The organism is Aerococcus sp. L_32 (genome assembly GCF_050689315.1).
Genome location: NZ_JBOEQF010000060.1, coordinates 1 through 12,287, shown reverse-complemented (window position 1 = coordinate 12,287; position 12,287 = coordinate 1). Strand labels below are relative to the sequence as shown.

Annotated in this window: 11 protein-coding genes; 2 read left to right on the top strand and 9 right to left on the bottom strand. The window is 40.0% G+C overall.

The genetic code is table 11. The features are described from left to right. From ACRCJ0_RS05795 to ACRCJ0_RS05765, 7 genes are all read right to left on the bottom strand, one after another. Window positions 1-1,974: exonuclease domain-containing protein (locus tag ACRCJ0_RS05795; RefSeq protein WP_431389803.1), on the bottom strand; the 1,974-nt coding region annotated here is incomplete at its 3' end. A 90-nt stretch (window positions 1,975-2,064) separates the two neighbouring features. After that, complete coding sequence (rseP, locus tag ACRCJ0_RS05790; protein ID WP_431389801.1) at window positions 2,065-3,330, bottom strand: RIP metalloprotease RseP; 1,266 nt, start codon at window positions 3,328-3,330, stop codon at window positions 2,065-2,067. A 47-nt stretch (window positions 3,331-3,377) separates the two neighbouring features. After that, window positions 3,378-4,175 (bottom strand): phosphatidate cytidylyltransferase, encoded by a 798-nt coding sequence (locus tag ACRCJ0_RS05785; RefSeq protein WP_026465953.1) that lies wholly within the window; start codon window positions 4,173-4,175, stop codon window positions 3,378-3,380. 14 nt (window positions 4,176-4,189) lie between these two features. Continuing rightward, on the bottom strand, window positions 4,190-4,936 hold the full coding sequence (locus ACRCJ0_RS05780) for an isoprenyl transferase (protein ID WP_270370647.1): 747 nt from the start codon (window positions 4,934-4,936) through the stop codon (window positions 4,190-4,192). 311 nt (window positions 4,937-5,247) lie between these two features. Beyond that, on the bottom strand, window positions 5,248-7,149 hold the full coding sequence (locus tag ACRCJ0_RS05775) for a carbohydrate-binding domain-containing protein (RefSeq protein WP_431389799.1): 1,902 nt from the start codon (window positions 7,147-7,149) through the stop codon (window positions 5,248-5,250). Window positions 7,150-7,223: 74 nt separating this feature from the next. Beyond that, window positions 7,224-7,901 (bottom strand): DUF4956 domain-containing protein, encoded by a 678-nt coding sequence (locus ACRCJ0_RS05770; protein ID WP_419985852.1) that lies wholly within the window; start codon window positions 7,899-7,901, stop codon window positions 7,224-7,226. After that, entirely contained in the window at window positions 7,891-8,631 is a 741-nt protein-coding gene (locus tag ACRCJ0_RS05765) for a polyphosphate polymerase domain-containing protein (protein WP_271736548.1), read from the bottom strand. The genes ACRCJ0_RS05770 and ACRCJ0_RS05765 overlap by 11 nt, the downstream gene beginning before the upstream one ends. A gap of 205 nt (window positions 8,632-8,836) precedes the next feature. Here ACRCJ0_RS05765 and ACRCJ0_RS05760 point away from each other — a divergent pair, with 205 nt between their 5' ends. Both ACRCJ0_RS05760 and ACRCJ0_RS05755 read left to right on the top strand, forming a co-directional pair. Beyond that, on the top strand, window positions 8,837-9,526 hold the full coding sequence (locus ACRCJ0_RS05760) for a response regulator transcription factor (RefSeq protein WP_271736546.1): 690 nt from the start codon (window positions 8,837-8,839) through the stop codon (window positions 9,524-9,526). A gap of 3 nt (window positions 9,527-9,529) precedes the next feature. Further along, a complete protein-coding gene (locus ACRCJ0_RS05755; RefSeq protein ID WP_431389797.1) occupies window positions 9,530-10,885 on the top strand; it encodes a sensor histidine kinase in 1,356 nt (451 codons plus the stop codon). A 137-nt stretch (window positions 10,886-11,022) separates the two neighbouring features. Here ACRCJ0_RS05755 and frr read toward each other — a convergent pair whose 3' ends face one another. Both frr and pyrH read right to left on the bottom strand, forming a co-directional pair. After that, entirely contained in the window at window positions 11,023-11,583 is a 561-nt protein-coding gene (gene frr, locus ACRCJ0_RS05750; RefSeq protein ID WP_016897475.1) for a ribosome recycling factor, read from the bottom strand. A 13-nt stretch (window positions 11,584-11,596) separates the two neighbouring features. Next, window positions 11,597-12,286: a UMP kinase gene (pyrH, locus tag ACRCJ0_RS05745; RefSeq protein ID WP_431389795.1), complete on the bottom strand. Its 690-nt coding sequence runs from the start codon at window positions 12,284-12,286 to the stop codon at window positions 11,597-11,599. Window position 12,287: the final 1 nt, after the last annotated feature.

Below are 12,287 nucleotides of genomic sequence, written 5' to 3'. Positions count from 1 at the left end.
ATTTTCTCGGTGACTAGATAAGAGTGACCGCGGAATTCGAGGTACTCGGTAATAATAGTCGATATTTGACGCAGATACCAATTTGAATAGGTCTTTTAACCCCGTTTGGTTTTTAGCCAGCAAAATGGCGTGGAATGGTCGACCTTGCTTGTAGGCGTCCCCTTTACCAACATCTTTGTTCAACTCATCATGGTAGAAAATCTCATGGTCAGTGGCTGCTTCTTTGATAAAAATCCAGGCTAAGGCACCTGTGGTTTCCGCATCATATACAGCCCGGTGATGCTGCTCTAGGGCCACATTGTAGCGTTTGGCCAAGGTATTCAAACGATGCGATTTCAGGTTTGGATGCAAGAAACGAGACATTTCTAAGGTATCGATTACGGCGTTATGGGACTTGTCAAAACCATGTCGGTTGTAAGCTGTATCAATAAAGCCCATATCAAAGCTGGCATTGTGGGCCACTAAAATAGCGTCCCCAACCCAATCTCTAAAGTCCGTAATCACTTCTTTTTCAGTCCGGGTATTGGCTAACATGGCGTCAGTAATCCCGGTTAAATCAATAATAGTAGCCGAAAGTGGTCGTCCTGGATTAATAAACTCCTCAAAAGTATCAATCACATTACCGTTCTGCATTTTAACGGCCGCTAATTCGATAATGTTATCGTAAATAGCTGATAATCCAGTAGTCTCCACATCGAATACGACATAGGTTGCTTCTTTTAATTCAATATGGTCCGGATTGTAGGCGATAGGGACGCCATCATCCACGATATTCGCTTCAACACCGTAAATCATTTTCAAACCAGTGGATTTAGCCGCCCCTGATGCTTCTGGATAAGCTTGCAGGGTTGCATGGTCAGTGACCGCAATAGCTGTATGTCCCCAATCTTTAGCTTGGTTGGTGAAATCGGAAATTGAATTAGTCGCATCCAACATGGACATATTGGTGTGAACGTGTAATTCAACCCGCTTCTTGTCAGCGTTATCTTGGCGTTTAGCCTTGGTAATTTGCTCCAAGTCGCGAACATTTAGGACTAGGTCACGGGCAAAACGGTCATCCATTTGCAAATCACCGCGAACTCGCAACCACATACCCTTGCGGATGGCGTCAAAAATGGCGATATCTTCATCCGTTCTAGAAAACATTTGAATTAAGAATGCTGAGCTATAATCCGAAATTTTGGCATTTAAAATGCGACGGCCGGTTTTTAATATTTTAACTTCAACATCGAAGACTACACCTTCCATGGATACAAACCGTTGTTCTTCAACGTAAGTATTCATGGCTCTTAATTTGTCGTCAACGGGGATATGTTTGCCTAATTGAATTTTGTCCACTTTAATTGCTTGACCATTATTGCCAGCAACAGCCATTTCTTTTTGTTTTTCAGCTGCTTTTTTGGCCATTTCCTGTTGTTGTTCAGCTAATTCATTGGCCCGCTCTACAAAGACATCACGCCGGTCTTTGGCCGTTTCATCATCGATAATAATTTCAAACGGCACCTTAGGAAATCCGACCATTTGGTAATTTTGTTTGATAACTTCAAGGTAGTTTTCTTGAATGAGTTGTTTTAATGGTTGATTGTCCACGCGAATATAGTAGCGGTTATTTTCAAATGAGGGTAATTGCCCTTGGAAAGTGGCTTTAGCAATCCCGTTTGAAATACCAGACCGGTTAACTATGATTGGCCAGTAGTCTAGGACAGCTTGATTTGCTGGTTGGCTTTGGTCAGCAACCTCGATTGAAAAGTCCACTGCCCCAACATGGTCGAAACCCTTTTTCAAGTGTTCTTCAAAGGTTAAGAAAGTCGCGGCATCTATACGTGTTGGTAAGCCAATTTTAAATTGCCACAACCGTGATTTGGTATGGACCACGACATTTTCTAACCAACCATTTTGGATAGCCGTGTTTTCATCGTTCCAATGAATTTGTCCTAATAAGGCCTGAAATAAGGCTTCTTTAGATTCTGACATAGACTCATTTCCTTTCCTGTTTAATAACAAAAGGCCATCACTATGGCCTTTTGACTTACTGTTTTTAATTGAATTGATGCAATAGATTACTTAGCCAAACATGCGCATAATATCGTTCCAAGTAACTGCAATCATTAGGACAATGACTAGAACAGCACCTACGATATTGATCATACCTTCTGTTTTAGCTTGTAGTGGTTTACCTCGGACCAATTCGACTAGGTTCAAGACTATTTTACCACCGTCTAAAGCTGGTACGGGTAGTAAATTGACAATTCCCAAATTAATACTTAAAGAAGCTAGCCAAGAAATAATACCTGTCATCCCAAAGGAAACGACTTGCGAGGTAGTTTGGTACATGTAAACTGGCCCACCAAAGTTGTTGATATCAAAGCCTGTTTTAAACATACCACCAATTATAGAGAAAATACCTGTAATCATGGTCCAAGCGCTTGTAAAACCAAATGTGATTTTGGCCATAAATGACGTATCTTGCGCTCGTTGGGCCCCAATTACCCCAACTGTTTCACCTGATTCTGTCTCTGTTGCTTGTGGTGTCACAGAAATTTCTTGGTCGTGACCATCACGGTTGATGGTAAAAGTAAGTGATTGGTCTGGGTTTGATTGTATAATGGCTTGCATATCGTCAAATGATTCGACCGCTTGATCGTCGATTGACACGATTTGGTCACCGGCCTCTAGTCCTGCTGCTTGAGCTGCAGAGTCTGCTTGAACGACACCAATTTCGGCTTCGTTTGACCAGACACCGCCTTGCATGAAGGCTAGTAGGATGAAAGCTAAAACACCTAGGATAAAGTTGTTCATTGGTCCAGCGAAGTTAACGATTAGTCGTTGCCAGATGTTGGCAGATTGGAATTGACGTTCTATGGGCGCGACTTTCACGATCGTTCCGTCAGATTCAACGATATTAGCTGTTTTTGACACTTGGTAACGGACCTTCTCTTCGCTACCGTAAGGAATACCTTCAATGAACATGTCTTCTTCTAAGTCAGCTGCCCATACTTCTAACGGTAAGCCTGCAAAATTTTGGCCCTCATTTTCCAACGAAATGGTGTCTACAATATCGTCTTCACCTTGTTCGATGACGACTTGCATGCCCTTAGTTAGGGTGTCTGACATTTCTTCTAATCCAGCCATACGGACGTAACCCCCGATTGGCAAGATGCGTAGCGTGTATGTCGTTTCTTCAGCTTCGAAATGGAAAATTTTCGGTCCCATACCGATAGAGAATTCGCGGACTAAGATGCCCGCTTTCTTGGCAAAATAGTAATGCCCAAATTCATGGACAATCACGATAACTGAAAATATAAATATAAATGCAATAATGGTCGTCATAATGCGCTCCTTACTATGATAAAGCTTTATTAAAGCGATGAGACTGGTTAAGATCCTAAGAATGGAATCAAGAAATAAAACATGGGTAATACCATTAAGAGACTATCAAAACGGTCAAGGAACCCGCCATGACCGGGCATAATATTACCTGAGTCTTTGACTTGGTAAGTCCGTTTTATGGATGATTCTACTAAGTCACCAATCTGTCCTAAAAAGCCTAAAATCACGGCTAAAATCAAATTATCCATGATTGATATTCCAAAGATGTTGTTAAAATAAAGGACAATACTTGAACATATAAAGGCCCCTATGATGCCGCCTAATGATCCTTCAATGGTTTTATTAGGTGATACTTTTGGTGCTAAGGGAGTTCGGCCAATTTGGCGACCGACTAAATAGGCAAAGGTATCGTTCCCCCATATAATGATTAAAACGTAAATAACCGGCAAGAGCCCCATTAATCTCGTCTCAATTAATAAGTGAAAACCACGGCCAACGTATAAAGCCGCTAAACTAATGACCCCTACTTGTTCAAAGTTAATATCCTCTGGTTTGAAGACCATTATAATCAATAACATGGCTAAACCAGCGAAGTAAAGCGTCATATAGTCGATTTCTTGTGGCAGTAGTGCTAGATAATAAGACGGCAGCAGTTGTAACATCATGGTGATTAAACCGATAATCCCCCGCCATGAGGGGAATGGAATTTTTGCCATTTGTAAAATTTCATAGTAAGCAACCATTGCAATAATCGCTACCATCAAGTCAAAAGGACGACCACCCATAAACAAAAGTGGGATAAAAATGGCAAGAGCAACAACAGCGCTGATAACTCTTTGTGTCATGAGATCCCCTCTTTCTATTTTTTATCTATCGCTCCGAATCGACGGTTTCTACGTTGAAATTCGCCAACACATTCTTGCATGACAGCTTCATCAAAGTCTGGCCATTTCGTGTCAGTAAACACCATTTCACTATAGGCCAACTGCCACAATAAGTAATTCGACAAACGAACTTCCCCACTTGAACGAATCAATAAATCTGGGTCAGCATATTCACCTAATTGAGCTGTATATAAGTTATCTGAAATGGTTTGTTCAGAAATATCTTTCACTTTTAAGTCGCCATTTGCTACTGATGTGGCAATATTTTGAACGGCTTTGGTGATTTCATCACGTGAGCCATAGTTAAAGGCAATATTCAAAATTAAACCAGTGTTGTCTTTAGTACGATTCATGGCATTTTGAATATATTTCTTTGTCCCTAGTGGTACTTTATCGAAGTTCCCACTCATGCGAACTTGTACATTATTGTCGATTAAATCAGGTAAGATTTCATCGTTTAATACTTTGGGTAAGCCCATTAAATAATTTACTTCGGTAATTGGTCGCTTCCAATTTTCAGTTGAGAAGGCATATGCTGTCAGTACCTTCACGCCCATTTTATGTGCTGCGATGACCACACGTTTTAGGGCTTTTAATCCCTCTGAATGTCCGTCTGTTCGTTTTAATCCGCGAGCTTGTGCCCATCTACCGTTTCCGTCCATGATCACCGCGATGTGATTGGGTACTAGTAACTCTGGATTATAGTTTACTTCTGTCACCATATTGAACCTCCATTTGTAATTCTAAACAATTGTATCAAAAATTTGAAGAAAAACCTATACTTATCCCCTAGCTCAGCAGTTCTTTTGCTATGCACAGGCGCCTTTAAAGTTTAGGTGTGGCTTGATATAAAAAAAGAAAATTTTACAAGTAGATAGTCGCTGGTAAGTAATCTATTTAGACAGGTGGCAGTAAAGCACATATTTTTAAAATGATTTTAACGTATCAAGCAAATGTATCCATTTGCTAAATCACCGAAGAGGTTAGCCCTTAAGCTAACCTCTCCGGTAATTTTTTCAAATTTAATTATGTTTTATTGAGCTGGCTGTCCTGGTTGACCACCACCCATCATGCCAGTTGCACTTGCAGTTTCACCTGATGATGTGAGGTTTGTGATTGTATCCGTTACAGAAAGGTCTGCAAGTTCTGTACCATTTGTCACAGTACCACCTTCATATAAGCCATTGCTTTCTTCACCATCATTTTCACCACCAGATACTAAGGTATATGTACCTGTAGTTAAGTCTGGGCTAGAAATCACTACATGACTATAAGATTTTGTCGGTGTGAAGGAAACCACTACATTCCCCTCTTCATCTAAAAGGCTAATTAATTCATTTGCTTCTTGTGTTGTATCGTAAGTAATACCTAAGGAAGCTTGACTACCTTCAGAGGCATTTTGCGCCATGTCCGAAGTACCCGCTGCAATTAAAGTACCACCAGTAATATTAAATGAGCTACCGTAGTCTAAACTACCATTACCACCGGTTGTTGTCCCGTTTATAATCACGACACCACCAGACATGTCTACTGTACCGTTGGAATCAAGACCGTCACCTTCAGAGTCGACAACTAATGTACCTCCTGTGATGATTAATTGTTTCGATTCATCTCCGTCCATGCCGCCACCCATTTGACCACTGGCAAAGCTATCTTCACCAAATGTACCAGTTGTTGTTTCTGTATCAGAACCACCACCAGCATTTAAACCGTCATCTGAAGCGACTACAGAAATATTACCACCCTCGATTTGAATGACTGAAGATTCAATCCCTTCGTATGACTCTTGTATATCAATAGTACCATCTGAAATTGTTAAGGTCTCATCGGCGTGCATACCGTCATCACCTGAGGCAATGGTCATCTCACCACCAAGAATGCTAATAGCACTATTTGCGTGTATACCATCATCGGCAGTATTTAGGTTAAGTATACCTGATGAAATTTCTACTGTACCAGTTGCTTTTAACCCTTTATGAGATTCAGCAGTATCGATATCAGTCGATGTTGAACCATCAGCTGTTTGAATTGTAATATCTGCGTTTTGAACAGCTAATTTTGTGACTGCTTGAATACCATCACGTCCTGAATTGATGTTAAAGGTACCACCATCAATATAGACATTACCAGAGTCTGCATCTTCTTCATTATTGGCTTGGATACCATCACCTTCTGTTGTGGTTAGGTTGTAAGTCCCATCTAAAATAGCTACTGCATCTTTACCTTTTAGGGCATTATTCACTGCAGTCACTTCATACTCACCTGATACCAAAATTAGGTCGTCTTTAGAACGGATACCATTTAAATAGTTCCCTTCAACGACTAATTTACCGTCACCGTTGATAACTAAGTCCGCTTTTGAATAGAAAGTAGCATCCGGTTCAGTTTCATCTGTTGCTAAGGTATAAGAAGTTCCGTCTGTTAAGGTATTGGTTGTACCTGAAGCAAGGGTTGCGACAACTTTTTCCCCTTCAGTAATATATACGGCCGGACCGTCTTCATTATTGATGGTTACCCCATTGAAGATTAAGTTTACTTTATCCTCTGCCCCTACTGAAACTTGTAATTGCCCGTCACTTAAACTGCCTTCGATGATGTAAGTACCTGCTTGAGTAATCGTCACTGTTGATCCGTCTACAGTTACCCCATCAGCAGCTTCTGTTCCGTCATCAGACAAGGTAATCGTTTGTGCTTCTTCGCTAACGTAAGAGGTCTCTATATCTTCATCCTCGTAGGTACCATAGGTGTCCGTAGTGGCATCATTTGACTCATCGCTAACGCTAGAGCTTGCACTTGCTTGTTCGCTAGACGTGGTAGTTGAGTCACTATTAGATGACCCTTGCACAATTTGATCACAAGCCCCTAGTAGCAAACCTGCTACTAGTATGGGCATAATGGTTTTTTTACCATTTAGTTTTTTCATTTTAAATTTCATGTGTATTTCTCCTTTTATGATGTGGACTTGTCAGAATTAATATTTTTTGACTCAAAATTTCTTTGATTTGACCTCTATAGTGTATCTGGCGTTGTGGCAACTTTACCTAAAACGACTGGCAGATTACCATTTCGTACTCTAACTTCATCGATTAAGGCTTTTTCAACAGTTGGATCTTTCATCAATAAGTGGTACCGCAATTCATATAGGCTACCCATTGTAGTTGTACGAACGCTTTCTAGGCTGGCAATATCTGTATATTTTTCAAAAATATCTTCAAATAAATCTGGGTAATCTAAGTCTTCTGGAATAGTAATTTTTAATTCACGTTTGATATTATTGCCATCTTCACCAAATGGTAATTTGTATAAGATAACGAGTAAAGTAGCTACGATAATTGAGAAAATAGTGACATAACCGACGTAACCCATACCGGTCGCTAAACCAATACCCATTGCCCAGAATACTGAGGCAATATCACGGGAACCACCAGGTACTGAGCGGAAGCGAATGAGTGAGAAGGCCCCTAGGATGGCAACCCCTGTACCTAAGTTTCCGTTAACCAGCATAATTACTGATTGAACTAAAACAGGTAGTACTGCTAAAGTGATAATGAAGTTTTTAGAATAGGCATTTTTGACCATGTGGACACCAGCCACCAAAATCCCTAAGACAATGGATACCAGGAAACAGATTAATACTTCGCTAAATACTAAAGTTGTGGTATCTCCTGAAAATATACTAGTTAACATGTAATAACTCTTCCTCTCTATATAAGTGACGTTCGTAAGTTTCTGCGTATTTAGAAAAACTTGATTTTCTAATTTGGTACTTGTCTAGTAGGCTGACAAACCATAATGGATAGGCCCCTAAAGCTTTCACCTCCATAAGTACACCGAGTTCTGGTGCAACCAAGTTCCCTTCATCATTTTCGATGACACCTAGTTGGTCATTTTGGTAACGAATATTTTGGTCAAATGTCACCCTAAATTCGCCATCTTCATGGTCAAATAAGGAAACGCGGTCATAGGCAATCAGGACTTTTGGTGCTAATGTCCGATTCTTTTTGAATAGCCAAGTAATTTCAGATTCAATCTGTTTAGAAATTGGTAAGTTGTTTTCCCCAGCTTCATCTGGGAATTCACCGCATTCTAACCAGTTTAGATATTCATCATATGACATAGGGATTCGGCGTTTATAGACAATCCCGTTAACCTTCTTCTTAATTTCTAAAAAGATTAATGAGTCTTCTCCAGGTACCCCGTATGCACGGATACGGAATTTTTCTTTATAGACTGGTTTATCTATTGATCTTTTGATTAAGCGAAAATCATCGGTATCAAAGTAGAGGGATAAAATGGTATGTTGTCCGTACTCATCTACTGACATTTCTTTTTGTAGGTCATGGAAGAATTTATGGAAATCTTCTTGACTCAGGACGTATTTAGTTTCCTTACGTTGAAAAACATTTTTAAGTTTCATGATGTTTCCTCCTCATTTCTTAAGGCACTAAGATAAGCTTGTTTACTGGATTATTGCTTACCACCTCTTGCGATAATGTTAATTTACACGTTCAAGCTTAAAGTTAACTTAAATGGCTTTTACTTTAAAAATTCTTAAGTCTTTTTATTTTTCGGACTAAACATGATAAGCTAATAAAAACTTGCAGAGAAATGAGCGTGACCGCATGATTCAAATAATGATTGTAGAAGACGACAAAATTTTATCTGATAATATTAAAGAAATTTGCTTGGACCTAGCCCAAGTAGCAATTACACAAGTCTATAACGGGGATGATGCGCTATATGAAGCCAGTGGGGAAACTTATGACCTGATTATTCTCGACTTAATGCTTCCTGGTATGAATGGTTATCAGATTTTATCGAAACTGAGAGCTGACCATATCAAAACCCCCGTCCTTATCCTAACCGCAAAAGACGGTTTAGAAGACAAAGTCGAGGGCTTTCAATCGGGAGCTGATGATTATTTAACCAAGCCTTTTTACAGGGAAGAATTACTGCTACGGATTCGTGCCCTACTAAGACGTTCACTTGGTTTATTTGATGAAAATCAATTGGTCTATAAAAATCTGACGATAAACCTAGAGAAAAATGCGGTCAGGGTTGAACAAGAAACCCTTCCTATCCTTGGGAAAGAATTGGACCTGTTGATTTATTTGATTCAAAATAAGGGGATTATCCTGACAAAAGAGCAAATTTTCGACCGTATTTGGGGTTTTAATTCAGAAACGGCTATTACAGTGGTAGAAGTCTATATGTCTAATTTACGCAAGCATTTAAAGGCCCACCAATTAGACAAGTCTATTACAACGATTCGAAATGTAGGCTATATGTTAACGGAAACTGAAGAGGAATAGCCTATGTGGAAACGAAATAATCGTCACAAAACACGTAATCATCAAAATAAAAGTACCTATGAAAACCGGTCTGTACGACAAAGGTGGCATTATTTTATCTTGAATGTCAGTGCCTTTGCAGCTGTATTTCTAGCACTTGGCGTGATTACTATACAAATTTTACATGCTACTGCCTATTCGGAAACAGACATTTCTTTAAGAAATTTGGCTGCTAATACCCAAATGATTTCAGATGCAATTAAACGTTCGACTGACGACTTTGTCCCTAGTCAAAGTGAGACAGACCACCCTGAAGAGCCCGGTTTAAACCGGTTTAATAGTCAAGTGGTGCTTTGGAGTGCGGAAGGGGAAATCCTTAACCAAGATGGTTTGGGAGACATTTACAGCCAAATCACTAGCCTAGACCTTTCTACTGAAACCTTGGACGAGGTTGAAGAAGTGACAATTACTGACGAAAGTCAGGAATACCATTTCCGGACGATTACAAGCATTGCACCAGAAAATACCGGCAATGTTGCCTACATCACGGTCCTTTCCAATACTGACCAGATTGACAACGCGGTTGCCAATTTCCAACAGATTTTAATTGTTTCCTTGATTTTTTTCTGGGTGATTTCAATCGGCATCGCCTATTACCTATCCAGAGTGAATATGAAACCTATTTTAAAATCTTGGAGAAAACAACAAGAGTTCGTCGAGAATGCCTCCCATGAGTTACGAACGCCATTAACCATTATCCAAAACAATTTAGACCATTTATTCACCAAGCCAAATGCTAAAATCATTGACGAATCTGAAAGCATCGCTCAAGCCTTAAATGAAACACGACGTCTGACGGGTTTAACCACGGACCTTTTAACTATTGCCCGCGGGGATGCGAATGAACAGACACTCGATTTAACATTAACGGATATTCAACCCTTTATTAAGCAAACAACCGACCCATTTAGAGATCTTGCTACTTTAGCAGACAAAGAATTTAACCTCTTTAATAATGGCAAAGCGATTGTAAAAGTCGACCAGAAGAAAATACACCAAGTCTTGGTCATCTTGTTAGATAATGCTTTGAAATATACCCAGGCAGGAGATACCATCACCGTGGATTCGCACACTAGTAAACGGCACTGGTATATTTATGTCAAAAATACTGGCAGTAACATTGCTGACGAAGATAAGGACCGGATTTTTGAGCGTTTTTATCGGGATTCAGCCTCAAGAGCCAGCGAAACATCTGGTTACGGACTAGGTTTAGCTATCGCCAAACAAATTATCGAAGACCATGAAGGGAGTATCACTGTTGAAGACGGTCATCCTCAAGGCGTCATATTTACCATTCGTTTGCGCAAAAACTACGATTAACAAGAAGTTCAATAGCCACCCCGGTTTACATAATCGACTAGCAAAATATCCCATATAGATATACGAAAAAAGCCAGCAGGTCATCTAATAGGATGCCTGCTGGCTTTCTTTGTATTATTGTCTGAACAGATGCTAGATTAAACGTTCATGATTTCGTCTTCTTTATCAGAAGCGATTTTCTCAACGTTTTTAATTGCAGCGTTTGTTAAGTCTTGAATGTCACTTTCGTATGAACGTACGTCATCTTCAGTGATCTCTTTTGCCTTTTCAGCTTTTTTCGTTTCATCAATCGCGTCACGACGGATGTTACGGATAGCTACTTTAGCGTCTTCCAAGTCTTTTCCAACTGTTTTACTTAACTCTTTACGACGTTCTTGTGTTAAAGCTGGGATAATCAAACGAATTACAGATCCATCATTTGTAGGTGGAATACCTAAGTCAGATTGTTGTAATGCACGGTCGATATCATTTAAAGAACTTTTATCGTATGGAGAGATTTGTAACATACGAGGCTCTGGAATAGTGATTGTTGCCAATTGACGTAAGTCAGTTGGTACACCGTAGTATTCAACAGTAATGCCGTCTAGTAAAGAAGCATTGGCCACACCAGCACGGATACGTGCAAGCGTACGTGTAAATGCTTCTTCAGATTTCAACATACGGTCTTTTGTTTCTTTTAGTAAATTATCAATAGCCATTGAAAATTCTCCCTTACCCTTCTATTGTAGTACCAATTTCTTCACCAAGGATAACACGGCGGATATTGCCTTCTTCATTTAGGTTGAATACAACTAAAGGAATATTGTTGTCCATGCTTAATGATGAAGCTGTAGTGTCCATTACTTGTAGATTGTTGCTGATGACTTCTAAATGCGATAATTTTTCGTATTTAACAGCAGCGTCGTTCTTACGAGGATCGTCTGAATATACACCGTCTACGCCATTTTTCGCCATTAAAATAACATCTGCTTCAATTTCAGCAGCACGTAGAGAGGCTGTTGTATCTGTTGAGAAGTAAGGATTACCAGTACCCCCAGCAAAAATAACGACACGTCCTTTTTCTAAGTGACGCTCCGCACGACGGCGGATATATGGTTCCGCGATTTGACGCATGTCGATTGAAGTTTGTACGCGAGTTGGCACGCCAATGTTTTCTAAAACATCTTGTAAACCTAGGGCGTTCATGATTGTTGCTAGCATACCCATGTAGTCGGCTTGTGCACGCTCCATACCCATTTCTTCCCCAGTTTTACCACGCCAAATGTTACCACCACCTACGACGATTGAGATTTGTACGCCTAAACGGTGGACTTCTTTGATTTCTGTAGCAATACCCTTCATTGTTTCTGGATCAATACCGAAACCGTTGTTACCAGATAAAGCCTCACCTGAAAGTTTCAAA

Bases quoted from the DNA above. Each gene is read 5' to 3' on its own strand.
- rseP (WP_431389801.1), bottom strand. From the start codon at position 3,330: ATGACGACCATTATTGCATTTATATTTATATTTTCAGTTATCGTGATT.
- ACRCJ0_RS05785 (WP_026465953.1), bottom strand. From the start codon at position 4,175: ATGACACAAAGAGTTATCAGCGCTGTTGTTGCTCTTGCCATTTTTATC.
- ACRCJ0_RS05780 (WP_270370647.1), bottom strand. From the start codon at position 4,936: ATGGTGACAGAAGTAAACTATAATCCAGAGTTACTAGTACCCAATCAC.
- ACRCJ0_RS05775 (WP_431389799.1), bottom strand. From the start codon at position 7,149: ATGAAATTTAAAATGAAAAAACTAAATGGTAAAAAAACCATTATGCCC.
- ACRCJ0_RS05770 (WP_419985852.1), bottom strand. From the start codon at position 7,901: ATGTTAACTAGTATATTTTCAGGAGATACCACAACTTTAGTATTTAGC.
- ACRCJ0_RS05765 (WP_271736548.1), bottom strand. From the start codon at position 8,631: ATGAAACTTAAAAATGTTTTTCAACGTAAGGAAACTAAATACGTCCTG.
- ACRCJ0_RS05760 (WP_271736546.1), top strand. From the start codon at position 8,837: ATGATTCAAATAATGATTGTAGAAGACGACAAAATTTTATCTGATAAT.
- ACRCJ0_RS05755 (WP_431389797.1), top strand. From the start codon at position 9,530: ATGTGGAAACGAAATAATCGTCACAAAACACGTAATCATCAAAATAAA.
- frr (WP_016897475.1), bottom strand. From the start codon at position 11,583: ATGGCTATTGATAATTTACTAAAAGAAACAAAAGACCGTATGTTGAAA.